This is a genomic window from Umezawaea sp. NPDC059074 (genome assembly GCF_042738955.1).
In the GTDB taxonomy this organism is placed as follows: domain Bacteria; phylum Actinomycetota; class Actinomycetes; order Mycobacteriales; family Pseudonocardiaceae; genus Umezawaea.
This window is the reverse complement of the sequence record NZ_JBHYHC010000001.1, coordinates 111,775-138,168: the sequence shown is the minus strand read 5'-3', so window position 1 is coordinate 138,168 and position 26,394 is coordinate 111,775. Positions and strand designations below refer to the sequence as shown.

Below are 26,394 nucleotides of genomic sequence, written 5' to 3'. Positions count from 1 at the left end.
TCAGAGCAGGGTCAGCTGGGCCTGGTCCACGCCGCGCTGCGTGGGCACGCCCAGTGGGAGCGCGCCGTCCGGCCAGCGGGCCTCGCCGTCGCCGGGGACGCCGGTGGCCTCGCGGTTCGGCTTGGGGGCCAGGCCGTGGCGGCGGAGCAGCGGGCGCAGGCGGGCGGCCAGCCACGTGCGGTAGCGCTGGTCCGCGTAGCTGCCCGAGCCGTAGAGGTTGCGGTAGCCGTCCAGCAGGTCCGGGTGCTCGCGCAGGAGCCAGCGGGCGAACCACTCGCGGGAGCCGGGCCGCAGGTGCAGCGCCAGCGCGGTCACGCCGGTGGCCCCGGCGGCGGCGATCCGGCCGATCAGCTCGTCCAGCTGCTCCTTCGAGTCGGTCAGCGCGGGCAGCACCGGGGCGATGAAGACGCCGCACGGCAGGCCCGCGTCCCGTACCCGGCGAATCAAGTCGAGACGGGCCTGGGGGCTCGGCGTGCCCGGTTCCAACGACTGCTGGAGGTCGCGGTCGAGCAGGGCGAGCGAGACGCCCACGCCCACCGACACGGACTTGGCCGCCTCGGTCAGCAGGGGCAGGTCGCGCGCGAGGACCGTGCCCTTCGTGAGGATGGAGAACGGCGTCCCCGAGTCGGCCAGCGCCTTGATGATCCCCGGCATCAGCTGGTACCGGCCCTCGGCCCGCTGGTACGGGTCCGTGTTCGTGCCCATCGCCACGTGCTCGCGCTGCCAGCGCGGCGACCGCAGCTGCCGGGTGAGCACCTGCGGGGCGTTGATCTTGACCACGACCTGGGTGTCGAAGTCGTGCCCGGCGTCCAGGTCCAGGTAGGTGTGGCTGTTGCGGGCGAAGCAGTTGTGGCTCACGACGCCGTTCGCGACGAAGTCGCCGGTGCCCGTGGTGATGTCGTAGAGGGTGCGCTCCTCGCCGAGCGCCTCGATGGCCACGACCGCCACGGCCGTGTCGAGCGCCGCGCCCTCCAGCGCGGCGACCGAGCGCGCCGGGTCTACGACCTGGCAGAACCGCAACGCCTCCGGCGCACCGCCCCGGACCCTGGTCACGCCGTCCTCGACCGTGCAGTCGAAGTCGAGCCGCTTGAGCCCGAGCACGACCGAGTCGACGATCGGGTGGTCGGTGCGCAGCCGCAGCACCCCGTCCGCGCACCACCCGGCCGCGTCGAACACCCCGGCCAGGAACCCCTTGGTCCACTCCTCGCCCGGCACGACCGGCCACTCGATCCGGTCCGGGTCCGCCGCCGCGTACCGCTCGGCCCGGTCCAGCGCCGCCGGCTCGGTCGTCAGGCCGCCGCGCACCACGCCCCACAGGTAGCCGCTGCGGTACTCCGGCGTCTCGGCCGGACCCTCGGCGACCCCGCCGACGCCCACCAGCAGGTCGCCGACGACGAGCCGGTCGCAGTCGCCCGACCCGACGTGCCGCCACCCCTCGGTGCCGAGGTACCGGTGGTCGCCGCTGGACACCAGCTCGGTGCCGTCCGCCAGCGTCACACGGAACGCCTGCCTCACCGTCTGCCAGTGCGCGAGGACGGTCGTGCGCGTGTACCGCCCGCCACGGGTGCCGCACACCTCGTCGCCGACCTCCAGGTCGGCCATCGCCCGGACGCCCCCGTCGGCGAGCAGGACCGGCGTGTCGCCGTCGAGGCAGTAGGTGCAGCCGTGCGTGCAGCCGCGATAGGGGTTGACGGTCCACTTGAACGGCATGGGGGACGCGCCCGCGACCTTGTTCAGCACCGACTTGGCGTGCACCTCGTGGAAGACCACGTCGGCGAACTCCGGAGTTCGTACGCTGCGCACGAGTCCCGGCAACCCCGGTAGCGCCTGCTGTGGTGCCGCCCCGTCCTTCTGACCGTCCCATCGCATGCCACCCATTCGAACACGTGTTCGAACGGCCGTCAATCGAAGGAGCACCCTTGTCGCTGTTGGACGTGGTCCTGGTCCCCTTCAGCACGCCCGCCCTCACGTTCGCGGGCGCCACCACCACCTGGGGCGAGGTGTTCGGGTTCGTCACGGGCGCGCTCTGCGTGTGGCTGGTCGCGCGGCAGAACGCCTGGAACTGGCCCATCGGCATCCTGAACAACCTGGCGTTCCTGGCGCTGTTCGCGACCAGCGGCCTCTACGCCGACTCCGGGCTCCAGGTCGTCTACCTGGGACTCGCGCTCTACGGGTGGTGGTCGTGGCTGCGCGGCGGCGAGGAGCGGACGCCGTTGCCGGTCAGCCGCACGACCCCGCCGCAGTGGCTCTGGCTGGGGGTCGCGGGCGTGGTGCTGACGGGGCTGCTGGTGTGGATCCTGTCCGCGTACACCACGTCCACGGTGCCGTGGGCGGACGCGGTGACGACCGTGCTCTCGCTGCTGGCCACGTGGGGGCAGACGCGCAAGAAGGTCGAGTCGTGGTGGCTGTGGATCGCGGCCGACGTGATCTACGTGCCCCTCTACGCCTACAAGGACCTGTGGCTGACGGCGATCCTCTACCTGGGCTTCATCGCCCTCTGCGTGCTCGGGCTGCGGTCGTGGACGCGGGCGCTGCGCGAGGACCTGGTGGCGGCATGACGACGTTCCGCCACGCCTTGGTGCTCGGCAAGTTCTACCCGCCGCACGCGGGCCACCACCACCTCGTCCGCACGGCCGCGGCCCGCAGCGAGCGCACGACCGTCGCGGTGCTCGGGTCCAGTGTGGAGTCCATCCCGCTCGCCGACCGGGTCGCCTGGCTGGCGGCCGAGCACGCCGACGACCCCGGCGTGGTGGTGATCGGCGACCTGGACGACCACCCCATGGACTTCGAGGACGACGCGATCTGGGAACTCCACGTGGGCGTGACCAGGTCGGCGCTGGCCCGGCGGGCGATCCTGGACGGCGACCCGGCCCTGGCCCCGGTGGACGCCGTGTTCTCCAGCGAGGCCTACGGCGACGAGCTGGCGAAACGCCTGGGGGCCGAGCACGTGCCCGTGGACCCGGCCCGGTCGGCGCACCCCGTCTCGGGGACCGCCGTACGCGCCGACCCGGTGGCGAACTGGCGCCACCTGGCCCCGGCCACCCGGCGCGGGCTGGCCGCGCGGATCGTCGTCGTGGGCGCGGAGAGCAGCGGCACGACCACGCTGTCCCGCGCGCTGGCCGACGCGCTCGCCACGCCGTGGGTCGCGGAGTACGGGCGTCGGCACACCGAGCTGAAGCTGGCCGCCGCCAAGGCGTTCGACCCCGAGGCGACCCTCGACGGTCTGGTGTGGACGCTCGGCGACTTCGTGGACGTCGCGCTGCGCCAGCAGGCGGACGAGGACGCGGCGGTCGAAGGCCCGGTGCTGGTGTGCGACAACGACGCCTGGGCCGCGACCGTGTGGGGCCACCGCTACCTCGGCGCGCCGCACCCCGCCATCGCGCCGAACGCCCGGAAACCCGCGCTGTACCTGCTCACCGACCCCACCGGCGTGCCGTTCGAGCAGGACGGGTGGCGCGACGGCGAGCCGCTGCGCGAGTGGATGACCGAGCTGTTCACCGCGGGCCTCACCGACCGCGGCGTGCCGTGGCGGCTGGTCACCGGGACGCCGGGGGAACGGCTCGCGCAAGCGGTTGCGGCCGTGGCGGAAGCGCTTGCGGGCCACTTCCGGTTCGCCGACCCCAAGGAGGCCCCTAGACGGTGACGACCACCTGGTCCAGGGACTTGCGCACGAGGTTCGGCACGACGCAGTCGTCGGCCGGGTAGCCGATCGGGATGACGGCGAACGCCTTCTCGTTGCGCGGGCGGTTCAGCACCTCGCCGAGGAACTTCATCGGCGAGGGGGTGTGCGTGAGCGCCGAGAGACCGGACAGGTGCAGCGCGGTCAGCAGCATCCCGACGGCGATGCCGACCGATTCGTCGACGTAGTAGTGCTTGCGCGTGCTGCCGTCGTCCTCCAGGTAGAACCGCTGCTGGAACACGACCACCAGGTGCGGGGCGTCGGTCAGGTGCGGCTTGTGGTCGTCCGTCCCGAGTGGACGGAGGGCGTCGAGCCACTGCTCGCCGAGCCTGCCCGCGTAGGAGATCCGCTCCTCCTCCTCGGCGGCGGCCCTGATCCGCGCCCGCACCTCGGGGTCCTTGACCACGACGAACGTCCACGGCTGCTGGTGCGCGCCGCTGGGCGCGGTGGCGGCGACCGCGATGGCGTTGAGCACCAGCTGGTCGGGCACGGCCTCCGACGAGAACATCCGCACGGTGCGGCGCTCGTTCATCCGCTCCCGCAGGTCCGCCGAGGCGCGCAGGGCCTCCTCGAACGGCATCCGCGCCGGGCGGTACGGGACCGGGTCGAAGTCGAGGCCGTGGTTGGGGGTCCAGTGCGTCGTGGTCACGCTCCGAGTGTGACCCGAGGAGACGGCGGAGCAGAACCCCTGTTCGGCGAACCGTCCGGATATCGGGCACCCCAGCCGTCGTGAATGATGTGCGCCGTGGACGACAAGCTGCCGACCGGACGGCGTCGACGCCGAGCCCACCCGACCACCGGCCACGGCCATGGTCACGGTCACGGCCACGGCCCGGCGGAACCGGCGTCGAGACAGGTCCGACGGCTGCTGCTGATCCTGCTGGTGCCGCTCGTGCTGGCGACCGTGGTCGGCGCGCTGCTGCTCTACCCGTTCGGCGTGGACCAGAAGACCGGGGCGGCGCTCGGCCTGCACCAGAAGCCGGTCAAGGCCGACGTGACGGCCGTGGTCGCCGGGTCCTGCGGCGGGCAGATCGGCACGGGCGAGTGTCTGCTGGTCACGGTGACGATGAGCGACGGCGCCGCGGCCGGGAAGTCGATCACCGTGCCGGTGCCGAACGAGCCCGCCACGCCCAAGTTCACCGTGGGTGACGCGGTGGTGCTCGCCTACTCCGGGGCGGACCCGGCCAGCCCGCAGTCCTACCAGCTCGTGGACTTCCAGCGCGGGCTGCCGCTGGCCCTGCTCGCGGTGCTGTTCGCGCTGGCCGTGCTGCTGCTGGGGCGCTGGCAGGGGTTGGCGGCGCTGGGCGCGCTGGTGCTCAGCTTCGTGGTGCTGATCCTGTTCGTGCTGCCCGCGATCCTGGCCGGGGAGAACCCGCTGCTGGTGGCGGTGGTCGGCGCCGGGCTGATCATGTTCATCGTGCTGTACCTGACACACGGGCTGACCGCGCGCACCACGACGGCGGTGCTCGGCACGCTGGTCAGCCTCGCGATCATCGGCGGGCTCGGCGCGGTGTTCTCGGCGTTCGCCAAGCTCACGGGCCTGGACGACGACACGGCGAACCTCGTCGCGCTGCTCGGCCACGGCATCGACACCCGAGGGCTGCTGCTGGCGGGAGCGCTGATCGGCGCGCTGGGCGTGCTGGACGACGTGACGGTCACCCAGACCAGCTCGGTGTGGGAGCTGCGCCGGGCGAACCCGTCGCTGAGCACCCGCCAGCTGTACGCGGCGGGCCTGCGGATCGGCCGCGACCACATGTCGTCCGTGGTGAACACGCTGGTCATGGCCTACGCGGGCGCCGCGCTGCCGTTGCTGCTGTCGTTCTCGCTGTCCGGGCGCGGCCTCTTCGAGATCTTCACCGCGCAGCAGGTGGCGCAGGAGGTCGTGCGGACGCTGGTCGGCAGCATCGGCCTCGTCGCGGCCATCCCGGTGACCACGGCGCTGGCCGCGATCGTCGCCTCACGGGAGCCCGCGCCCGCCGTGGAGGCCGTCGCGGAGTCCACAGTGGAGGACGTCGTCGAGGAGCCGGAACCCGAACCGGTCGCCCCGCCGAGGCGGAGGCGACCGGTGGCGGCCCGGCTGTCCGGCGACCTCTACACCGGGTACCACCCGGACAAGGGGCCGTGGACCCGGCCTCAGTGAGCGAGCAGCTCCAGCACGAGCGCGAGGGTCGCGGGCACCGTCTGCACGAAGAGGATCTTCTTGCTGGCGGTCAGCGCGCCGTAGATCCCGGCGATCATGACGCACACCAGGAAGAACACGGCGAACTGGAACGACGTGGTGCCGTCGGCGATCAGCGCGTAGACCAGACCGGCGCCGAGGAAGCCGTTGTAGAGGCCCTGGTTCGCGCCGAGGGTCTTCGTCTCCTTCGCGAACTCCGCGGTCAGGCCGAAGGCCTTCTGCCCCCGCGGCCCGTCCCAGAGGAACATCTCCAGCACGAGGATGTAGAAGTGGATGATCGCCACCAGGCCGATCAAGATGTTCGCCGCGATCTGCACGGAGTCCTCCAGGGTCGAGCGGCGGTAGCCGCGTGCGCTGGCCCGTATCGTGGCAGCGAGTGCGCGCCACGGCTCGCCCCGGTGCCCCGATAGGGGGTTAGGGGCAGCGAAGTCAGGGGTGTTCGCGCAGGCCGGCCGGTCGGGTCGTCGGGGTGCATGGCGGATACTGGGGTCGTGGCACGTGGCAGGAACACCCCGCAGACGCTGAGCGAGCAAGTCGACTCCGGCACCGCCGAGCTGTCCCCGGACCCGGACCGGCCGAACGCGTGGCTGCTGCGGCTCAACGGCACGGCCCAGTCCCACGTGGACCTGGACGACCCGACGCACCTGGAGTTCGAGTACGTCCAGCGCCTCGGCCACGTCGTCGACCTGCTGGCCCCCACGGGCAAGCCGGTGCGCGCCCTGCACCTGGGCGGCGGCGGGTTCACGCTGCCCCGCTACATCGCCGCGACCAGGCCGCGGTCGACCCAGCAGGTCGTGGAGATCGACACCGCGCTGATCGAGCTGCTGCGCCGCGTGCTGCCGCCGGACAAGAACGCGCGCATCCGGATCCGCAACGGCGACGCGCGCGAGGTCATGTCCCGCGCGCCGAGCGGGACGTTCGACCTCGTCGTGAGCGACGTGTTCTCCGGCGCGCGCACCCCGGCGCACCTGACGTCGATCGAGTTCGTCCGCGACGCCGCCCGCACGATGGTCCCGACCGGCGTCTACGCGTCGAACATCGGCGACGGCAACGCGCTCGTGTACGCCCGCGCCCAGGCCGCGACCGTGGGGGCGGTGTTCGAGCACGTCGCCGTGATCGCCGAGCCCGGCGTGTTCCGCGGCCGCCGGTTCGGCAACCTGATCGTCGTCGGCTCGCACGTCGAGCTGCCGATCGAGCAGCTGGTCCGGCGCACGGCGGGCGACCCGTTCCCCGGCCGCGTGGAGCACGGGCGGCAGCTGGAGAAGTTCGTCGGCGGCGCGCGCCCGACCACGGACGCGACCGCCACCCCCTCCCCCAGCCCGCCGCCGGGGACGTGGGGCCTGCCCGCCGAGTGACTAGTGCGGGTACTCCGCCGGCCGGTGCTGGAAGGCGAGGATCGCGGGGTTGCGGATCACGCCGTCGCCGATCTCGATCGCCCGCCGGATGGTCTCGTCGGCCTCCCACGAGGCCGGGCCCTCCAGCACGGTCCGCAGGTGCGGGAGCAGCGCCTCGCTGATCTCCCAGCTCGCCGAGTTCCACAGGTGCGACGGGCTGTGGTCGACGGCGTAGTAGGTGACCTGCTCGCCCACCACGAACGTCGGCGCGGCGAACGTCGTCGGCCGCGCCCAGCTGAAGCCCATGCCCTCGTCGCACGACACGTCGACGATCAGCGTGCCGGGGGCGAGCGTGGGCAGGTCGTCCTCGATCAGGAACGTCAGCGGCGACGCGGTGTCCTGGAGCACGCAGTTGACGATGATGTCGTGGCCCGCCAGGAACTCCGCGAGCGGCTTGCGGCCGTCCTCGGTGTCCGCGTGGCTGCGGCGGGGGTCCTCGTCGTCGTGGTCGAACTGCACCATGACCGCCGACGGGATCGGCGAGCTGACCGCCGTGACGCCGCGGTTGGTGAGCACGTGGACGTCGTGGACGCCGAGCGCGTTCAACGCCGTGACCGCGCCGCGGGCGGTGGCGCCGAAGCCGATCACCACGGCGCGCAGCCGACGGCCGTAGTCGCCGGTCGAGCCGACCTGCTCCAGCGCGTGCAGCACCGAGCAGTACCCGGCCAGCTCGTTGTTCTTGTGGAACACGTGCAGGCCGAACGAGCCGTCGCTGGTCCAGTGGTTCATCGCCTCGAACGCGATGAGCGTCAACCGGTGGTCGATGGCGGTCTGGGTCAGCTTCTCGTCCTGCACGCAGTGCGGCCAGCCCCACAGGACCTGCCCGGCGCGCAACTCCGCGACGTCACCCGGCAGCGGTTTCGCCAGCAGCACGACGTCGCACTCGGCGATCAGCTCCTCGCGCGTGCGCAGGCCCGCGACCTGCGACGCGAGGCGCTCGTCGGACACGCCGAACCGCTCGCCGTAGCCCTTCTCGAGGTAGATCCGGGCCCGCACGTCCGGGTCGATGCGGTCGACGTGCAACGGGTGGATCGGCAGTCTCCGCTCGTTCTCCTTGCTCGACCGAGCAATGACCCCGAGAGTGAGCAGGTCCACGTGGAGCCCCGATTCGCCTGACGATCACGCCGCATTCGCATGGCTCTTGACCAGCAGATATCCGGCGACACCGACCGTACTCCCTTTTCCGCCCGCCACCCGACGGCGGAATTCCCGGAGGACGCGAACCGGCGGACACGGTGGCGCCCGCCGGTTCCCGTCCTCTCGACTAGCAGCGGCCGAGGTCCTCCCACTGCGCGGTCAGCCCCGGTTCGGACCCCTGGGTCCACCAGCGGGCCCGCCACAGGTGCTGGGTGTGCGTGACGCGCGCGTTCTCCAGGTAGACGCTCTCCCACTTCCACGCGGGGACGCCCGCGCAGCCGACCGGGGTGCCCGGAGTCGTCGTCGTGGTGGTCGTGGTCGTCGTGGTGGTGGTCGTCGTGGTCGTCGTCGGCGTGCCGCCGCAGTCGCCCACGAGGTTGTCGACGAACCGCACGCCGGACGACCGGTAGCCCGCCGCGTTCGCGGCAGCGGCCGCGGGCGTGAGCACCTGGTTCTTCGCGTAGTAGACCCAGTCGGCCTGCTCCAGGTACGTGGCCAGGCCGCCGTTGTGGCCCGCGAGGTCGATGAACCACTGGTTGAAGTTCAACGACATCGCCTGCCGCGGGTACACGTCGAACGGCCCCGACCGGTCGTGGTCCGCGACCAGGACGCCGTCGATGTAGTACTTCACGTGCCCGTCCGCGACCGTGGACACCACGTCGTGCCAACCGTCCACACTGGACCGCTGGCTGTTGCTCTTGTTCTTCGACACCCACGGTTCCAGCTGGTAGGTGTTCCAGCTGGTCTGGTAGTTGATCGGCCCGGTCTCGCCCCACCCGCCGTTGGGCAGGTACTCGGAGAAGTCCAGCTCGCTGTACAGCGGGTCGTTGTCGTAGCGCAGCGGGCTGATCGTGAAGAACGTCTGGTTCACGTGGTCGCCGTCCGGCCCGCTGGTCGGCGCGTCGGAGAACCGGATCCGGCTGGCGTACGTGCCCTCCAGGAACCGCCGTTCCCCTTGCAGGACCTCGGTGTGCTTGGTGCCCGAGGACGTGCCGTCGGTCGACGACGCCAGCTGCATCACCTTGTCGCCGTTGACCGTCGGGAACGTGACGTTCTCCGGGGCCCACGTCGCGCCCGGCACGCCGGGACCGCCCGCGTTCGACCGGACCTGCCAGCCGTGCGCGCCGAGGTTGCCGTCGGTGTGGGACGTGTAGTTGAAGTCGTCGAACAGGACACCGCACGCCGCTGCCGCCGCGCCGCTGGTGCCTCCCGCGGTGATCAGCGAACCGACCACCACCGCGGCGGCCATCGCCGCACCCGCCACGCGCACCCTCACCCCGCGCCCCATCAGGCACGCTGCCAGAGGGCGGGGGTGAGCGGCGGTTCCCAGCTGACGATCGCCGTGTGCTGCTGGAGGCAGCGGTAGGTCGCGCCGCCGTAGGTGACCTGCGCGCCGACCGCGTAGAACGTGCCGGGCGCCCACGTGCCGCTCGCCGGTGGTGGCGGGTTCGTGCCGCAACTGCCCGAGCCGATGTCGTCCTTGAACCGCACACCGGACGACCGGAAACCCGCGGCGTTCGCGACGGCCGTGGACGGCGACAGCACCTGGTCCTTGGCGTAGTAGACCCAGTCCACCTGCTGGAGGTAGGTGCTCGTGCCGCCGCTGTGGCCAGCGGTGTCGATGAACCACTGGTTGAAGTTCAACGACATCGCCTGCCGCGGGTACACGTCGAACGGCCCGGAGCGGTCGTGGTCCGCGACGAGCGCGCCGTCGATGTAGTACTTCACGTGGCCCGCGGACACCGTGGAGACGACCGTGTGCCAGCCGTTGATGCTGCGGCGCTGGCTGTTGTTCTTGTTCTCCGCGTACCAGGGGTCGGGCGTGTAGGTGTGCCAGCTCGTCTGGAAGTTGATCGGCCCGGCCTCGCCCCACCCGCCGTTGGGCAGGTACTCGGAGAAGTCCAGCTCGCTGTAGATCGGGTCGTTGTTGTAGCGCAGCGGGCTGATGGTGAAGAAAGTCTGGTTCACGTGGTCGCCGTCGGCCCCGCTCGCGGGCGCGTCGGAGAACCGGATGCGGCTGGCGTAGGTGCCCTCGAGGAACCGCCGGTTCCCCTGCACGATCTCCGTCTGCGTGGTGCCCGCGCCGGTCCCGTTCGTGGACGCCGCCAGCTGCATGACCTTGTCGCCGTCGGACGTCGGGAACGTGATGCCCTCCGGCGCCCACCGGGCTCCGGGCACGCCGGGACCGCCCGCGCTCGACCGGACCTGCCAGCCGTGCGCGCCGAGGTTCCCATCGGTGTAGGAGGAGTAGGAGAAGTCGTCGAACAGCGCGCCGCAGGCGGCTGCGGCGGCGGGAGCCCCGGTCGCGGGGGTGACCCCCACCGCGACCATCGTCAGTGCGGACACGGCCGCGGCTGCGGCCGTGGTCAATCTCGTGCTCGATCGCGACATGAGCGTCTGCTCTCTGGGTGGGGACGGGGAGAACCGCGGCGACCGGTGACCCGTTTACCACTGGTTCGGAAACAGGTCCCCCAGGAGCAAAGTGGTCTACCTCACAGGTAAAGTCAAGAGGTCTAGACCGATTATCTGCCTGCGGTTCTCAGGTTCCGGGCACCACCGAAGAGGTAATACCACTGGTCACTTTCCAACGGGCTGAACACCTCAACCAGTTGCTACGATGCGGAGGGCGCAACGGGAGGGAGCCTGCGGTGCGGCGAACAGAGGTACGGGAGCGGTTGCGCGAGCTCATCGGCCAACGGCAACCGGGCGAGGTCATGCCGTCCGAGCGCGCCCTCAGCGAGGAGTTCGGCGTCTCCAGGCCGACCCTCCGCGCGGCCATGGACGACCTGGCCAGGGACGGCCTGCTGGTCCGCGAACACGGCAGGGGCACCTTCACCGGCACCAGGAAGATCAGCCAGGAACTCACCCCCACCACGCCGGGCGACTTCACCGTCCCCCCGGCCGAAGGAACGTGGTTCAGCAAGGTCGTCGACTTCCGCGTCGAACCGGCGGGCGCCCGCCTGGGCCAACGCCTGGAGGTCTCCCCCAGCCACGACCTCCTGACGGTGACCAGGGTCCGGATCGTCGAGGCGTCCCCCATGGCGATCGAACGCATCCTCATCCCGAACCCCCTGGTCCCCGGCATCACCCCGGAGGACTTCGAGTCGGGCTCCCTCTACGAACTGCTGCGCATGCGCTACGAGATCGTGGCCACCACAGCCGTCCAGATCACCGAACCGACCGTCACCGACGCCGACGAGGCCGAGTTGCTCGGCGTCCCCCAATACGCCCCGGCCCTCCTGTTCGAACGCACGACCCGAGACGCCACCGACCACGTCTTCGAGTACACGAGGTCCATCTACCGAGGCGACCGCTACCGCATCACCTCCCACCTGCGCTTCGACCGCACGTCGGGCTGACCCGGCCGGGGCGGCGCGCTTCGGCGTTCCGAAGCCCGCGGCCGGGAGCGTTTGCCTCCCACCGCTGCGGGCACCTAGGAAGGCAGCGGACCAGGCGAGCGGGAGGTGCGAACGGCGTGTCGGTGCCCACCAGCGCGGTGCTCGGCGGCCGGTACCGGCTGGAGGGGCTCCTGGGGACGGGCGGCATGGGCGAGGTCCACCGCGCCTGGGACACGCGGCTGCGGCGGTTCGTCGCGGTCAAGCTGTTCCACGCGGGCCTCGACGCCACCGCGAACCGGCGGTTCGACAGCGAGGTCCGGACGCTGGCCGCCCTGAGCCACCCCGGCCTGGTGTCGGTGTACGACGCGGGGACCGACGGCAGCGCGCCGTTCGTGGTGCTGCAACTCGTGAACGGGCGCACGCTGCGGGACCGGATCAACGACGGACCGCTGTCGCCCGACGAGGTGCGGCCACTGGGCGCCCACCTGGCGGAGGCGCTGGCCTACGTGCACGCCAACGAGATCGTGCACCGCGACGTCAAGCCGTCGAACATCCTGCTCGACGGCGAGGGCACCGCGTACCTCGCGGACTTCGGCTTGGCCCGGCTGACCGGCGCGACGCGCCTGACCGGCACCGGCGAGATGATGGGCACGGCCGCCTACCTCGCGCCGGAACAGGTGCGCGGCAAGGAGGTCGGCTTCCCGGTCGACGTGTACGCGCTCGGCCTCGTGCTGCTGGAGTGCCTGACCGGCCGCCCCGAGTACCAGGGCACCGACGTGGAGTCCGCGGTCGCGCGCCTGCACCGCCCGCCGAACGTCCCCCGCGACCTGCCGGAGGACCTGGTGCGGCTGCTGACGCGGATGACCGCGCTCACGCCCCGCCGCAGACCGACCGCGGCCCAGTGCGCCCAAACCCTCCGCAAGGGCGTCGCGCCTCTCCGGGACACCAGGACGCGCCGCGGGATCCTGGCCGCCACCGCCGTGACCGCGCTCGCCCTGACCGGCGGGGCCTGGCTCCTGACCGGCGACCCGACGACCTCCGCACCACCTCCCCAGCCCGGTGCCACTCCTTCCGCCTCCGAGCAGCCCGCAGCCACGTCGACGACCGCGGTCACCACCACGCCGGAGGACTCGGCCACGGAACAAGCCCCCGCCCCCGGCGCCCCGGCCGTCGTGACCACCGTGACCGTCCCGACGGACGACGACGCCGCCGAGACGACCAAGGAGAAGAAGAACCAGGGCCAGGGCAGGGAGAAGTCGGCCGAGCACAGCCCGACCAAGAAGAACGGCGGCTAACCCGCCGCCCCCAACGGCCGGTGGCGGACCGAGAGGGCTGCCAGGTGGTGTTCGTGGCGGCGGAGGTCGGTGAGGAAGCCCGGCCAGTCGTTGCCGCCTGACCAGGCGTTGCCCGCCAAGGCGCACAGGCGGGGGAAGGCCAGGTACTCCGCGTGGGACGGGTTGGGGACGAATTCGGTCCACAGTTGGGCTTGGGTGCCTTGGACGAGGGCGGCTTCAGATTCGGACCAGCCTGGAGGGGGGAGGGGTTGGGTGTAGACGTCGTGCAAGGTGACGGTGCCCGCGGGTTGGCCCGCGAGTTCGTCGGCGGCGTCGGTTTGCGGGTAGTCGAGGTAGGTGCTGCGCCACGGGGTCATGATCACGGGGTGGCCGTGGCGGGCCGCGTCCAAGCCGTGGGCGGGGTCGCGCCAGACCATGACCGTGGTTTCCGGTGGCAGACTTGCGGCGCCGCCGCCCTCGTCCCAGCAGACCGGGGTGCGGCCGTGGGCCAGCAGGAACTCGCTGATGCGGCCCAGGAACCACGGGTGGAGGGCGTCCGGGCCGGACAGGCCCTCGGACTGGACGCGGGACAGGGCCAAGGGGCTGTGGTGCCACTCGGTGGTGGGGCACTCGTCGCCGCCGATGTGGATGTGCTGGGACGGGAAGACGTCCATGACCTCCGTGAGGACCGCGCGGCAGAAGTCCAGTGTGGACTCCTGGACGCCGAACACCTCGTCCGAGACGCCCCAGCTGGTCCACACCGGGAGGTGGCGGTCGGGGAAGTTGCCGAGGTGCGGGTACGCGGCCAGGGCGGCACGGGCGTGGCCGGGCATCTCGATCTCCGGCATCACGGTGACACCGCGTTCGGCCGCGTAGGCGACCAGGCCCCGCAGTTCCTCGGTGGTGTACGCGCCGCCGTGCGGGTTGGCGTCGAAGCGGGTGCTGCCCGCCGGGCCGATCATGCTCTCCGCGCGCCAGCCGCCGACCTCCGTGAGCCTCGGGTAGCCGGGGACGGGCATGCGCCAGCCCTGGTCGTCGGTGAGGTGCAGGTGCAGGACGTTCAGCTTGTGCAGGGCCAGCAGGTCCACGAAGCGGCGGACGAAGTCGATGGGCATGAAGTGCCGTGCGACGTCCAGCATCGCGCCGCGCCACGGGAAGGCGGGCGTGTCGACGACGTCCAGGCACGGCAGGGAGGCCGGGTCCGCCAGCAGGAGTTGGCGCACGGACTGGACCCCGTTCAGCAGGCCCGCCGCCGCGGCCGCTCGCAGGCGGACGTTGTCCTGGTCCACGCGCAGCTCGTAGCCCTCGGCCCCGAGGTAGGCCAGCGCGGGGTTGACCGCGAGCACCACCCGGCCGTCCGGGGAGTCCGGGAGGGGGACGCCGTGCGGGGCCAGGTAGCCGCGGAGCAGGTCGACCGCCGACGAGGCGCCGGGGCCGACGCGGACAGTGGTGGTCGAGCTCACCGGGAAGGCGCCGGGCAGCCGCACCAGTCGTCGTGGCGGGGGAACGATCACGCTCGTGCTCCTCATCCTTTGACCGCACCCGCGGTGATGCCGGAGGTGACCCGCCCCTGGAGGGCGAGGAAGACCAGTAGCACCGGCACCATGAACAGCGTCGAGGCGGCCATCGTGGCGCCCCAGTCGGTGCCGAAGGTGTTGCTGAACGACGACAGCCACACCGGGAGGGTGCGGTCGTCGCGGTTCTTGATGATCAGCAGGTTGGCGAAGGCGAACTCGTTCCACGCCGTGATGAAGCCGAACAGCGACGTGGCCATCAGCCCCGGCGCCAGCAGCGGGAAGACGATGCGGCGGAACGCCTGCACGCGGGTGCAGCCGTCGACCAGCGCCGCCTCCTCCAGGTCGACGGGGATGGCCCCGAGGAACCCGCGCAGGGTCACGATGGTGAACGGCAGCGTGATCATGAAGTAGATCAGCGTGAGCATCGACAGCTTGTCCAGCATGTCGGTGTCGCGCGCGATGACGTACATCGGGATCAGCAGCGCCTCCCACGGCGTCATCTGCGCGACGAACACCATCAGGATGAACCCGCGCCTGCCCTTCCACCGCATCCGCGCCACGGCGAACGCGGCGAGCAGGGCGACGGCCAGCGCGAGCAGCACGCCGCCGAACGACACCACGAGGCTGTTGCGCCAGAACAGCCAGAAGCCGCTCGCCCGGACGGCCGTGGCGAAGTGCTCGAAGCTGACGGTCGTGGGCCAGAACGTCGGGGTCGGGGCCTGGATGTCCTTGGTGGGCTTGAAGGCCGTGAGGACCATCCAGTACACGGGGAACACCGCGACGACGCAGACGAGCAGCGCCGACAGCGTCAGTGGCAGCCGCCTCACAGTTCGGCCTCCTGCTTGAACATCTGCCGGAAGTACGCCAGCAGCACGACCACCAGCAGCAGCACGGTGATCATCGAGACGGCCGCGCCGAGGTCGTACTTGTTCAACGACTGGGCGATCTGGAACGCGTACACCGGCAGCGTGGTCGTCGCGTCGCCCGGCCCGCCCTGGCTGATCGCCCAGATCTGGACGAACGACTTGAACACCCAGATCACCTCCAGCGACAGGATCAGCCCGAACATGGGGCGCAGGATGGGGAACGTGATGGAGGTGAACAGCCGCCACGCGCCCGCGCCGTCGATCTTCGCCGACTCGTACAGCTCCGAGGGCACGGTCGTCATCGCGGAGTACAGCGACAGCGCGGCGAACGGGACGGACTGCCACACGATGAGCGCGACCAGGATGCCGAACGTCGAGGACCCGTGCGCGAACCACGTGTAGTCCTGGAACTCCTCGAACCCGAGCCGGACCAGCACCCAGTTCACCACGCCGAGCCGCGACTGGAACAGCCACTGGAACACCGTGGTGGCCGCGATGATCGGGGTGGCCCACGTCAGCACGAGGCTGCCCATCACCAGCAGCCGCAACCACTTCCCCAACGCCGACAGCAGCAGTGCGACCACTGTGGACAGCACCATGATGAGGACGACGTTGACCGCGGTGAACAGCAGCGTGCGCCGGACGACGGCCCAGAACACCGGGTCCGCCAAGGCTTCCCGGTAGTTGGCCAGGCCGACGAACGCCGCGTCGCCGCGGATCAGCTCACCGAGGCGGAAGTGCTGCACCGAGATGATCGCGTTGCGCGCCAACGGGTACAGCAGCAGGTACGCCGCGCCGAGCACGGTCGGCGCGATCAGCAGGTAGGGCCAGGGCGACACCCGGCGCCGCCGCCTCGGGCGCTGAGGCGGCGGCGGTCCCTGGGTGTCGACCGGCCTTGCCGAATCAGAGGACACGGCGGCTGCGGTCGTCACGTCCGGCCTACTTGCCGGAGTTCAACGCGGTGGCGATCACGTCGTCGGCCTTCTTGGCCTCCACCGCGGCGTCACCGCCGGTCAGCACGGCCGTGAGGAAGTCCTTCACCGGGTTCTTGGCCTCCACGGCCGCCCAGTTCGGCGACTGCGGCGTGCCGTGCCCGTTGACCGCGCCCGCGGCCATCGCGGCGGCACCGGGGTTCTCCGCCAGCGCGGAGGCGAGGCTGGTCCGGTTCGGCACGTAGTTCATCGCCTTGGCCAACTCGGTCTGCCACTTCTCGCCCGCCAGTGACTTGATCATCTGGTAGGCCTGGTCCTGGTGGTCGGAGGCCTGCGGCACGATCAGGTCGGACCCGCCGGTGAACACCGCGCCGGGCTTGGCGGCGGTCTTGCCGGGGATCGGGAAGAACCCGAGCTTGCCCTCCAGCGCCGGGTTCGCCTTCGTGATCAGGCCCGCCGCACCGGGCACCGCGATCAACTGCGCGACGTCGCCGCGCGAGAACACGTCCGTCTGCTGCGGCTTGGCCTCGTCGGAGTCCTTCGGTCCCTGCCCCAACGCCTGCAACGACCTGTAGAACTCCACGGCCGCCGTGCCGGCGGGCGTGCCGAGGCCGCCCTTCCACGCGGACCCGTCCTTGGTGGCGAGGTCTCCGCCCTCGTCCCACAGGAACCCGGACAGCACGTACCAGTTCTGGCCGGGCAGGTAGATGCCCTGCGTCGCGCCCTGGTCGAGCTTCGCGGTCACGTCGAGCCACTCGGCCCGCGTCTTCGGCGGCGTGGTGATGCCAGCCGCGCTGAAGAGGTCCTTGTTGTAGATCACCACGCGGTTCGCGGCGTAGTAGGGGATCCCGAACTGCTTGCCGTCCACGGCGCCGGGCTCGCTCAGACCGGGGATCCAGTCCTTGCCGTTCAGCTCGCCGACCTTCGAGCTGAAGTCCACGACCCCGCCGCTGGCCGCGTACTGCGCGACCTGCGTGTTGCCGACCTCGATCACGTCGGGCGCGTCGTTGCTCGCCAGCGCGCTGACGACCTTCTGCCCGATGCCGCCCCACTCCTGGATCTGGATGTTCAGCTTGACGTCCGAGTGCTCGGCCTCGAAGTCGGACTGGAACCGCTGGAGGAAGTCCGGGGTGACGCTGTCCTTCATCAGCCAGATGTCCAGCGTCACGGGACCGTCCGCTGTGGACGTCGGCGTGGACGAACCGCAGGCGGCGGTGGCGAACGCCAGCGCGAAAACGGTGGCGAGCAGGCGGGGGCTCTTCATCAGTCACCTCGAGGCGCGATGTTGACCATTGGTAAGACCAACTCTGTTGCACCAGAAGGTGGCATAGACCAATCGCGCGGTCAAGAGCCGAGACCAAGAAGATATTCCCGCAGGCCAGCCGCTTTCCAGATGATCTACCGAACGGCGGTTGACACACTCACGGCAGCCAACTGGTCAAGTTGAGAACTAACCAGTTGGCCGATCTCACGGCCTGCCCGCCTTCAGGCAGGCCTCCGCTCGCACGACGAGGAACGCCTCCTTGGGGTCCGGGAAGTGCCGCCACGGTTCGCCGTCCGCGTGGGGGCCGAGCAGCCGGAACTGCTCGACGGCCTCGGCGTGGCGGTGGTTGTCGACGAGGGCGAGGACCGCGCACCCGCGATCGGCTCGCGACGGCCGGTCGTCCACGAAGTCGCGGGCCAGCACCGCGTCCAGCGCGGTCAGCACGAGCGGCGAGCGCCACGCGGCGGGATCGTCCTCGACCGTCTCCAGCGCGGCGTGCAGCGGCAGCGCGGCCAAGGACGGCGACGTGGCCCGTTCGGCGAAGGCGAACGCCAGGTCGTGCGACCCGCACCACCGCTCGCTCCAGTAGCCGAGCGCCCGCTCGTGACCCGCGCGGTGCGACGGCGCCCGTGCCGTGAGCCCGTCCCAGATCGGGCCGAACCGCTCGTGCTCGTAGTCCAGGCCGGAGGCGACCATGACGAGCGACCACCACGGCGTCGGGTCCTCCGGGAAGGCCTCGACGGCGTGCTCGGCGGCCGTCTCCGCCCGGCGCAGCACGCGCTGGAACGCGCGGAGGTGCTCGTCCGACGTCTCCCAGTCCGGGGCCGAGCCGCGCACCTCCCACGCCAGCCGCACCCACGCCTCGGCGTCGACCACCGCGAGGTGCGGGTCGTCGGGGAGTTCCGAGCGCCACCGGGTCAGCCAGGTGTCGTCCCGCGCGCCGACCTCGGCCAGCGCGCCCACGACGTGGGCCCGCCCGTCCCAGTCGTGCACCGCCTCCGCGATCAGCGCGGCCGCGTGCCGCCACCGGCCCATCCGGGCCTCGGACAGGGCGTGGGCGAGGACGGGGTCGGGCTCCGGGAAGTACTCGCGGACGTCGACCGCGGGCACGAGGCCCCACCGGGCCGGGTCGGCGTTGCGCAGCGGATCCATGGGGGACAACGGTTTCTCCTGCCTCAGGCCGCGGGGCGGTAGTCGGGGGCGACGCCCGCGGCGGCGAGCGCGGCACGCAGGTCCGCCGTGCCGCCGCCGTCGGCGACCGCGGCGTCGACCAGCTCGGTCAGCGGGTCGCCGACGTACTCGACGTCGCCGACCCAGTCGCGCCGCCAGTGCGCCAGCCCCAGGTCGACGTGGGCGAGCGCCACGAGCCCGGCCAGGTCCTCGCCGACGAACCCCCTGGCGAACTCGCGCCGCACCCTCGGCCCCGACGACCCGCTGCCGGGCCGCAGCCCGTCGGGAGCGAGGTCGACGAGCTTGCCCGCGTCCACGGCGTCCAGCACCGCGGCCAGCGTCGCGGGCCGCCCCGCGACCCGTGACGCCGCCCGGAGCAGCCGTTCCGCGGCGACCACGGTCTCCGCCCGCACGACGAGGTGGCCGAGTTCCGCCCAGTCGACCCGCGCCGCGGAGCCCGTGACCACCGCGTCCAGCACCCGTCCCGGTTCCACCAGCAGTCCGGTCGCGGGACCGGTGCCCCACCCCCGCGCCGGTTCGGCGGCGAACGCCTCGATGGTGGCGACGCGCTCCGAGATCGGCGGGTGGGAGTCGTACTCGTCCCGGTCCCCCGTGTCGTCCGCCTGGCGGACCTCCTCCAGGAAGTCGGCGAAGTCCGCGCAGGCCAACAGGTCCGCGAAACCGTCGTGCACCCCGTTCGGCAGGTAGCCCGCGGCGGCCGCGACGTCCAGGTGCCGCTCGACGAACACCTCCCACGCGGCGGTGAGCACCGGGAGTTCCCGCAGGGCGCTCGCGGCCGTGGCGGAGCCCACGACACGGGCGGACACGGCGTCGGCGGCGAGTTCCTGCCGTCGGCAGACCGCGCTCGACACCCTCAGGTAGAGCTTGGTGTACTCCGCGATCACGGCGAACACGACGGCCCTCGCCTCGGTGTCGCCCCTGAGCTTCCTCAGCACGCGCACCTGCGCGTCGCGGCCGGTCATGACGATCCCGGCGAGGCGGGTGTCGCGGTTGCCGTAGTGGCCCATCTCGTGGGCCAGGATCGAGGTGACCTGCTCCTCGGTGAGGCACGCGAGGAGCGGCGCCCCCAGGTACAGGCGGCGCTTCACCACCCGCAGCCCGAGGAACCTCGTCTCCTCCGACACCGCGGCGTTGACCTCGGTGATGATCCGCACCTCGTCCGGCGGCCGGGTGCCGACCTCGGCGGCGATCCGGGTCACCAGGTCCCACAACCGCGGCTGCTCCGCCGGGGAGACCGCGACACCCACGGGCGTCGCGCGCTCGACCCGGTCGACCGTGATCACGGCGGCCACCAGCGCGAAGAACGCGGGCACCGCCACCGTCAACCCGATGAGCCCCGAGAGGGGCCGGTTCCACAGCAGCAGCGCCTCACCGACGACGATGCCGACCGCCAACCCCAGCAGCAGGACGTAGAACCCGACCAGCATCGCGACCGCGACCGCCGCGCGCGCCGAAAAGCGCATGGAACCGCCTTCCCCCCAAGGCCGCACCCCCTGCGGCCCAGAAGAGTGTGCAGCACCGGCGAGCGCCGGTCGACGCCGGGCCCGTCAGCCCAGCGAGGCGACGAACCTCGACACGGCGTCCGGGGTCAGCTTCTGCGCCAGTCGGCCGCCGGGGGCGAGCGACGCGAGCTGGTACAGCGGTCGATCCGCCGCGGCCATCCCCCGTGCCTCGGCCCGCAGTTGCGCGACGAGCAACTCGGAGAACACCAGCCCGTTGGGATCTCCCCGCCCGGCCAGCACGTCCGCCAAGCGCCGCAACGGGAACACGCCCAGTTCGCGTCCGCCCGTGCCCGCGTAGATCGCCAGCGCGAGGTTGATCGCCTTGCCGCCGCCGCGCACGAACAACCCCACCGTGCGGGACCCGCGGACGTCGGTGACGAGCAGGTCCAGCTCGTCGGCCACCCGCAGGTCCACCGACCTGGTCCCGAAGGCGCGCACCGACAACACCTGGCCCTGCAACCACACCCGCCGACGGGCCTCGCTCCACGCCAGCAGCAGCAACGGCAGCGCCACGATCACCACGGCGATCAGCCCCGGCACCCGGCCCGCGATCAAGCCGAGCACGCCGCCGAAGAACCCCGCCACCATCACCGCCCCGAGGGCCACCATGCGCGAGCGCTTGCGCACGGTGGCCGGGTCGAGGAGGTCGAGCGGGATCCGTTCGGCGTCGTCGGTCACCGGCCTAGCGCTTCCCGCACGGAGGTCACGACGTCGGCCAGCGGCACCGGCCGCTGGTCGCCGGTCGCGAGGTCCTTCAGCTGCGCGACCCCGGCCTCGATGTCCCGCTCCCCCAGCACGAGGGCGTACTTCGCGCCGGACTTGTCCGCCGCCTTCATCGCGCCCTTCATGCCACGCCCGCCGTAGGCGAGGTCGAACCGCACCCCGGCCGCGCGCAGCTCACCGGACAGGCCGACCAGCCGCGACTTCGCCGCCTCGCCCAGCGGCACGCCGTACACGTCGCAGCGGGTCACGTCGCCGGGCGTGATGCCCTCGGCCTGGCACGCCAGCAGCGTCCGGTCGACGCCGAGCCCGAAGCCCACGCCGGACAGCGGCTGCCCGCCGAGCTGTTCCATCAGCCCGTCGTACCGCCCGCCGCCGCCGATGCCGGACTGCGAGCCCAGGCCGTCGTGCACGAACTCGAACGTGGTCTTCGTGTAGTAGTCGAGGCCGCGCACCATCCGCGGGTTCTCGGTGAACTTCACGCCCAGGTCGTTGAGGTAGCCCTTGACCGCCTCGTAGTGCTCGCGCGTCTCGGGCGCGAGGTGGTCCAGCATCAGCGGCGCGTCGTCCATCAGCGCGCGCACCTCGGGCCGCTTGTCGTCCAGCACCCGCAACGGGTTCAGCTCCGCGCGCGTGCGCGTCGCCTCGTCCAGCGACAGCTTCGCCAGGAACGCCTGGAGCTTCTCCCGGTACGCGGGCCGGTCCGAGCCGTCGCCCAGCGACGTGATGTCGAGCCGGTACCCGGTGAGGCCCAACGACCGGAACCCGGCGTCGGCGACGGCGATCACCTCGGCGTCCAGCGCGGGGTCGTCCACGCCGATCGCCTCGACGCCGACCTGCTGGAGCTGCCGGTACCGACCGGCCTGCGGGCGCTCGTAGCGGAAGAACGGCCCGGCGTACAACAGCTTCGCGGGCAGCTGGCCGCGGTCGAGGCCGTGTTCGATCACGGCCCGCATCACGCCCGCCGTGCCCTCGGGGCGCAGCGTCACGGACCGCTCGCCGCGGTCGTTGAAGGAGTACATCTCCTTGCTGACGACGTCGGTGGACTCGCCGACGCCGCGGGCGAACAGCGCGGTCTCCTCGAAGATCGGCAGCTCGATGTACCCGTACCCGGCGAGGCGGGCGGGCTCGGCCAGCGCCTCGCGGACCGCCGTGAACGACGCGGACGTCGGCGGGAAGTAGTCGGGAACGCCCTTGGGGGCGGAGAAAGTCGTCACGTCACAGTCCTCGGTGCGGGGCGGCCGGAGCGGAGTCACCCAGTTGGAGCAGGTACGGGTTGCTCACGCGCTCGCGGCCAATGGTGGTCGTCGGTCCGTGGCCGGGCAGGACCACCGTGTCGTCCGCCAACGTCAACACCTTGCGGCGCAACGACGTCAGCATGCTCCGGTGGTCCCCGCCCGGCAGGTCGGTGCGACCGATCGAGCCCGAGAACAGGGTGTCGCCGGACAGCACCAGCCGTCCGCCCTCCTCGGCGCCCGCGCGGAACATCACCGACCCGCCCGTATGGCCGGGCGTGTGGTCGACGGTCATCGTCAACCCGGCGAGGTCCAGTTCGGCGCCGTCGTCCAGGGAGCGCACCTGCCTCGGCTCGCGCATCTCCAGCTTGCCGCCGAAGAACGCGGCCGACTCGGCGCTGATGCCCTTCAGCGGGTCGGACAGCAGGTCCTGGTCGTCCGGGTGGATCCACGCGGGGATGTCGTGCCCGTCGCACACTGGGGCCACGGAGAACGAGTGGTCGAAGTGACCGTGCGTCAACAGCACCGCCACCGGCGACAGCCGGTGCTCGCGCAGCGCCTTCTCCAGCGGCTCCACGGCGTCCTGTCCGGGGTCCACGACGACGCAGGCCTCGCCCTCGCCCGTGGCCAGCAGGTAGCAGTTGGCCTGTAGTGCGCCGGTCGGGAACCCGATCACCAGCACGGCGGCACCTCTCGACGGCAACGGATTGGCAACGGAACGCGGTGTAACCGCTGCACCAGCCTAGCCGGCACACACCAGCTATATACGAGCCCCCTAGACTGCCCAAATTGTCGGCTCTGCCGGCACGCCTTATCCACCCACGAAGCACGAGATCCCTGGGGAGGGAGCAGGTGCCGAACAACGAGCAGCGCCGCGAACAAGCAAAGCGGAAGCTGGAGCGTCAGCTCGTCAACCGACAGCAACGAGCGAAGCGCCGAAGGCTGACCGCGCTGGTGGCGACGACCGTGACCGTGATCGTGGTCGCGGGCGGCGTCTACTTCCTCGCGACGCGCGACTGGAGCAACGGCGACGCGGCGGCCTCCCCCGGTGAGAGCAGCGCGGCCCCGAAGCCCATCCAGATCCCGACGGAGATCAAGGCGCTGCCCAAGCGCCCGACGCCGTTGGCGGACCCGGTCACCTGCGAGTACCGCCAGTCCAAGGAGCCGGGTTCCAAGCCCGACATCAAGGCTCCCGAGGCGGCGGGCATCCCGTCCACCGGCACGCAGACCGTGACGATCAAGGCGAACATCGGCGAGCTGAAGCTGACGCTCGACAAGTCGCTGGCCCCGTGCACGGTGAACAGCTTCGTCAGCCTGGTCACGCAGAAGTACTACGACGGGTCGAGCTGCCACCGCATCGGCACCGAGGGTCTCCAGATGCTCCAGTGCGGCGACCCGACCGGCACCGGCTCCGGCGGTCCCGGCTACGCCTTCGACAACGAGGTGTGGCCCGAGCTGACCTACGGCCGCTCGTACCTGGCCATGGCGAACGCGGGCGCGGACCCGGAGACGCAGAAGGGCACGAACGGCAGCCAGTTCTTCATCGTCTACGGCGACGCTCAACTGTCGCCGGACTACACCGTGTTCGGCAGCCTCGACGAGGCCGGCCTGAAGCTCATCGACGAGGTCGCGAAGGCGGGCCACGACGGCTCGTTCGACCCCTCCCCCGGTGGCGGCAAGCCGAACAAGGAAGTCAAGTTCGAGACGGTCACCGTCGGCTAGGCACGAACCACGCACAAGGGCCCCGGCAGAGAGTCTGCCGGGGCCCTTCGCGTCTTCCCCTGGGTACTTCTCGGGACCCGCGGACCATCCTGCCAAAGCCCGCTCACGTCCGGCTGACGCGTCAGCTCGCCGACGTCACCCGGTACACGTCGTACACGCCCTCCACGCTGCGGACGGCTTTCAGCACGTGGCCGAGGTGCTTCGGGTCGCCCATCTCGAACGAGAACCGGCTCACCGCCACCCGGTCCCGCGACGTGGTCACCGACGCCGACAGGATGTTGACCTTCTCGTCGGCCAGCACCTTCGTCACGTCCGACAGCAGCCGGTGCCGGTCCAGCGCCTCGACCTGGATGGCGACCAGGAACACCGAGGACGCGGACGGCGCCCACTCGACGTCCAGCAGCCGTTCCGGCGACGCCAGCAGCTCGTCGGCGTTCGTGCAGTCGGTCCGGTGGACCGAGACGCCGCCACCGCGGGTCACGAACCCGAGGATGTCGTCGCCGGGCACCGGCGTGCAGCAGCGGGCGAGCTTCACCCAGACGTCGGTGGCGTCCTTGACCACGACACCCGCGTCACCGGTGACCCGCCGACGCGTGACCGTGGACGGCGTGGACCGCTCGGCCAGCTCCTCCTCGGCGTGGTCGACCCCGCCGAGCTGGGCCACCAACCGCTGGACGACGTGCCGCCCGGACGTGTGCCCCTCGCCGACCGCGGCGTACAGCGCGCTCACGTCCGGGTAGTGCAGCTCCTTGGCCAGCGCGCCCATCGAGTCGGCCGAGACGAGCCGCTGCAACGGCAGCCCGACGCGTCGGACCTCCTTCGCGATGGCGTCCTTGCCGACCTCGATCGCTTCTTCCTTGCGCTCCTTCGCGAACCACTGCTTGATCTTCGCCTTGGCGCGCGGCGAGGCGACGAACGACAGCCAGTCGCGCGACGGGCCCGCCCCCTCGGCCTTCGAGGTGAAGATCTCGACGACCTCGCCGTTCTCGAGCTTCCGCTCCAGGGCGACCAGGCGGCCGTTCACGCGGGCGCCGATGCACCGGTGCCCCACCTCGGTGTGCACCGAGTAGGCGAAGTCGACCGGCGTGGACCCGGCGGGCAGCGTCTCGACGTCACCCTTCGGGGTGAACACGAAGATCTCGCGCGCGGCCAGGTCGAAGCGCAGCGACTCCAGGAACTCGCCGGGGTCGGCCGCCTCCCGCTGCCAGTCGAGGAGCTGGCGCATCCACGCCATCTCGTCGACCTCGACGCCCTTGCCGTTGTGCGTCCCGCGCGTCTCCTTGTACCGCCAGTGCGCGGCGATGCCGTACTCGGCGGTGCGGTGCATGTCGTACGTGCGGATCTGGACCTCGAGCGGCTTGCCGTCCGGCCCGATCACGGTCGTGTGCAGCGACTGGTAGACGCCGAACCGCGGCTGCGCGATGTAGTCCTTGAACCGGCCGGGCATCGGCTGCCACAGCGCGTGCACGACGCCCATGGCGGCGTAGCAGTCGCGGACCTCGTCGACCTGGATCCGGACCCCGACGAGGTCGTGGATGTCGTCGAAGTCGCGCCCGCGGACGATCATCTTCTGGTGGATCGAGTAGTAGTGCTTCGGCCTGCCCTCGACCTTCGCGGTGATCCGCGAGCCCTCCAGCTGACCGGTCAGCTCGGTGATGACCCCACCGAGGTACGTGTCGCGCGACGGGGCCCGGTTCGCCACGAGCCGGACGATCTCGTCGTACTTCTTCGGCTGGAGGATCGCGAACGCGAGGTCCTCCAGCTCCCACTTCACCGTCGCCATGCCGAGGCGGTGCGCCAGCGGGGCGAGGACCTCCAGGGTCTCGCGCGCCTTGCGCGCCTGCTTCTCCGGCGGGAGGAACCGCATCGTGCGCATGTTGTGCAGCCGGTCGGCCAGCTTGATGACCAGCACCCGCGGGTCCTTCGCCATCGCGATGACCATCTTGCGGATGGTCTCGGCCTCGGCGGCCGCGCCCAGCTTCACCTTGTCCAGCTTCGTGACGCCGTCCACGAGGCGGGCGACCTCGTCGCCGAAGTCCTCGCGGAGCGCCTCCAGCGAGTAGTCGGTGTCCTCGACCGTGTCGTGCAGGAGCGCGGCCACCAGCGTGGTCGTGTCCATGCCCAGCTCGCCCAGGATCGTCGCCACGGCGAGCGGGTGCGTGATGTACGGGTCGCCGGACTTGCGGCGCTGCGGCCGGTGCTTCTCCTCGGCCACGTCGTACGCGCTCTGCAGCAGCGCCAGGTCGGCCTTGGGGTGCAGGTCGCGGTGGACGGCCGCCAGGGGCTCGAGCACCTGCTTCACGGGCGCGGCCCGCTGGGCGGTGATGCGCCGCGCGAGTCGGGCGCGCACGCGCCTGGTGGCTGACGGCGGCCGTGCGGGCACGGGCTGCGCTGTCGCCGCGGGTTCGGTGTCTTGGCTCAACCACGCTCCTCAGGGGCTAGGA

The 26,394-nt window shown here is 71.4% G+C and carries 23 protein-coding genes; 7 read left to right on the top strand and 16 right to left on the bottom strand.

Going from position 1 to position 26,394, the window contains the following annotated elements; translation table 11 throughout:
- On the bottom strand, positions 1–1,869 hold the full coding sequence (locus ACFWW9_RS00635) for an intein-containing Rv2578c family radical SAM protein (protein ID WP_390370254.1): 1,869 nt from the start codon (positions 1,867–1,869) through the stop codon (positions 1–3).
- A gap of 50 nt (positions 1,870–1,919) precedes the next feature.
- Between ACFWW9_RS00635 and pnuC the strand changes: the two genes are divergently transcribed.
- Both pnuC and ACFWW9_RS00625 read left to right on the top strand, forming a co-directional pair.
- Positions 1,920–2,558, top strand: coding sequence for a nicotinamide riboside transporter PnuC (pnuC, locus tag ACFWW9_RS00630; protein WP_390370253.1), 639 nt, complete (start codon positions 1,920–1,922; stop codon positions 2,556–2,558).
- The gene (locus ACFWW9_RS00625) at positions 2,555–3,643 is read left to right on the top strand and encodes an AAA family ATPase (RefSeq protein WP_390370252.1); all 1,089 of its coding nucleotides are present in this window, start codon (positions 2,555–2,557) and stop codon (positions 3,641–3,643) included. Before pnuC ends, ACFWW9_RS00625 begins: the two co-directional genes overlap by 4 nt.
- On the opposite strand, the gene ACFWW9_RS00620 is transcribed toward ACFWW9_RS00625, so the two are convergent.
- On the bottom strand, positions 3,633–4,328 hold the full coding sequence (locus ACFWW9_RS00620; protein WP_390370251.1) for a nitroreductase family protein: 696 nt from the start codon (positions 4,326–4,328) through the stop codon (positions 3,633–3,635). The genes ACFWW9_RS00625 and ACFWW9_RS00620 overlap by 11 nt on opposite strands.
- Before the next feature lie 87 nt (positions 4,329–4,415).
- Here ACFWW9_RS00620 and ACFWW9_RS00615 point away from each other — a divergent pair, with 87 nt between their 5' ends.
- The gene (locus tag ACFWW9_RS00615; RefSeq protein WP_390370359.1) at positions 4,416–5,819 is read left to right on the top strand and encodes a YibE/F family protein; all 1,404 of its coding nucleotides are present in this window, start codon (positions 4,416–4,418) and stop codon (positions 5,817–5,819) included.
- On the opposite strand, the gene ACFWW9_RS00610 is transcribed toward ACFWW9_RS00615, so the two are convergent.
- The gene (locus ACFWW9_RS00610) at positions 5,813–6,175 is read right to left on the bottom strand and encodes a DUF1304 domain-containing protein (protein WP_390370250.1); all 363 of its coding nucleotides are present in this window, start codon (positions 6,173–6,175) and stop codon (positions 5,813–5,815) included. The two genes, ACFWW9_RS00615 and ACFWW9_RS00610, sit on opposite strands and share 7 nt — an antisense overlap.
- Before the next feature lie 174 nt (positions 6,176–6,349).
- Here ACFWW9_RS00610 and ACFWW9_RS00605 point away from each other — a divergent pair, with 174 nt between their 5' ends.
- Positions 6,350–7,213 (top strand): spermidine synthase, encoded by an 864-nt coding sequence (locus ACFWW9_RS00605; protein WP_390370249.1) that lies wholly within the window; start codon positions 6,350–6,352, stop codon positions 7,211–7,213.
- Here ACFWW9_RS00605 and ACFWW9_RS00600 read toward each other — a convergent pair whose 3' ends face one another.
- From ACFWW9_RS00600 to ACFWW9_RS00590, 3 genes are all read right to left on the bottom strand, one after another.
- Positions 7,214–8,347, bottom strand: coding sequence for a N(5)-(carboxyethyl)ornithine synthase (locus ACFWW9_RS00600; RefSeq protein WP_390370248.1), 1,134 nt, complete (start codon positions 8,345–8,347; stop codon positions 7,214–7,216). It abuts the gene before it with no gap.
- A gap of 169 nt (positions 8,348–8,516) precedes the next feature.
- Complete coding sequence (locus ACFWW9_RS00595) at positions 8,517–9,665, bottom strand: hypothetical protein (protein ID WP_390370247.1); 1,149 nt, start codon at positions 9,663–9,665, stop codon at positions 8,517–8,519.
- 11 nt (positions 9,666–9,676) lie between these two features.
- Positions 9,677–10,759 carry a carbohydrate-binding protein gene (locus tag ACFWW9_RS00590; protein ID WP_390370246.1) on the bottom strand — a complete coding sequence of 361 codons (1,083 nt, stop codon included), beginning with the start codon at positions 10,757–10,759 and terminating at the stop codon, positions 9,677–9,679.
- A gap of 278 nt (positions 10,760–11,037) precedes the next feature.
- Here ACFWW9_RS00590 and ACFWW9_RS00585 point away from each other — a divergent pair, with 278 nt between their 5' ends.
- On the top strand, positions 11,038–11,748 hold the full coding sequence (locus ACFWW9_RS00585) for a GntR family transcriptional regulator (protein ID WP_390370245.1): 711 nt from the start codon (positions 11,038–11,040) through the stop codon (positions 11,746–11,748).
- Between the two features lie 116 nt (positions 11,749–11,864).
- Positions 11,865–13,022, top strand: a complete 1,158-nt coding sequence (locus ACFWW9_RS00580) for a serine/threonine-protein kinase (RefSeq protein ID WP_390370244.1) — start codon at positions 11,865–11,867, stop codon at positions 13,020–13,022.
- Here the strand turns inward: ACFWW9_RS00580 and ACFWW9_RS00575 are convergent.
- From ACFWW9_RS00575 to ACFWW9_RS00535, 9 genes are all read right to left on the bottom strand, one after another.
- Positions 13,019–14,515: a beta-N-acetylhexosaminidase gene (locus ACFWW9_RS00575; RefSeq protein WP_390370243.1), complete on the bottom strand. Its 1,497-nt coding sequence runs from the start codon at positions 14,513–14,515 to the stop codon at positions 13,019–13,021. The two genes, ACFWW9_RS00580 and ACFWW9_RS00575, sit on opposite strands and share 4 nt — an antisense overlap.
- Positions 14,516–14,526: 11 nt before the next feature.
- Positions 14,527–15,345 carry a carbohydrate ABC transporter permease gene (locus ACFWW9_RS00570; RefSeq protein WP_390370242.1) on the bottom strand — a complete coding sequence of 273 codons (819 nt, stop codon included), beginning with the start codon at positions 15,343–15,345 and terminating at the stop codon, positions 14,527–14,529.
- A complete protein-coding gene (locus ACFWW9_RS00565; protein WP_390370241.1) occupies positions 15,342–16,223 on the bottom strand; it encodes a carbohydrate ABC transporter permease in 882 nt (293 codons plus the stop codon). Before ACFWW9_RS00565 ends, ACFWW9_RS00570 begins: the two co-directional genes overlap by 4 nt.
- A 100-nt stretch (positions 16,224–16,323) precedes the next feature.
- Positions 16,324–17,580, bottom strand: a complete 1,257-nt coding sequence (locus ACFWW9_RS00560) for an extracellular solute-binding protein (RefSeq protein WP_390370240.1) — start codon at positions 17,578–17,580, stop codon at positions 16,324–16,326.
- Positions 17,581–17,784: 204 nt separating this feature from the next.
- Positions 17,785–18,741, bottom strand: coding sequence for a DUF4034 domain-containing protein (locus ACFWW9_RS00555; protein WP_390370239.1), 957 nt, complete (start codon positions 18,739–18,741; stop codon positions 17,785–17,787).
- A gap of 14 nt (positions 18,742–18,755) precedes the next feature.
- A complete protein-coding gene (locus ACFWW9_RS00550) occupies positions 18,756–20,234 on the bottom strand; it encodes a M48 family metallopeptidase (RefSeq protein ID WP_390370238.1) in 1,479 nt (492 codons plus the stop codon).
- Between the two features lie 84 nt (positions 20,235–20,318).
- A complete protein-coding gene (locus ACFWW9_RS00545; RefSeq protein ID WP_390370237.1) occupies positions 20,319–20,951 on the bottom strand; it encodes a hypothetical protein in 633 nt (210 codons plus the stop codon).
- Complete coding sequence (gene hisS, locus ACFWW9_RS00540) at positions 20,948–22,210, bottom strand: histidine--tRNA ligase (RefSeq protein ID WP_390370236.1); 1,263 nt, start codon at positions 22,208–22,210, stop codon at positions 20,948–20,950. The genes ACFWW9_RS00545 and hisS overlap by 4 nt, the downstream gene beginning before the upstream one ends.
- Position 22,211: 1 nt before the next feature.
- Entirely contained in the window at positions 22,212–22,910 is a 699-nt protein-coding gene (locus ACFWW9_RS00535; protein WP_390370235.1) for an MBL fold metallo-hydrolase, read from the bottom strand.
- 170 nt (positions 22,911–23,080) lie between these two features.
- On the opposite strand from ACFWW9_RS00535, the gene ACFWW9_RS00530 reads away from it, so the two are divergent.
- Positions 23,081–23,950: a peptidylprolyl isomerase gene (locus ACFWW9_RS00530; protein ID WP_390370234.1), complete on the top strand. Its 870-nt coding sequence runs from the start codon at positions 23,081–23,083 to the stop codon at positions 23,948–23,950.
- 121 nt (positions 23,951–24,071) lie between these two features.
- Here the strand turns inward: ACFWW9_RS00530 and ACFWW9_RS00525 are convergent, their stop codons facing one another.
- A complete protein-coding gene (locus ACFWW9_RS00525) occupies positions 24,072–26,372 on the bottom strand; it encodes a RelA/SpoT family protein (protein WP_390370233.1) in 2,301 nt (766 codons plus the stop codon).
- Positions 26,373–26,394: the final 22 nt, after the last annotated feature.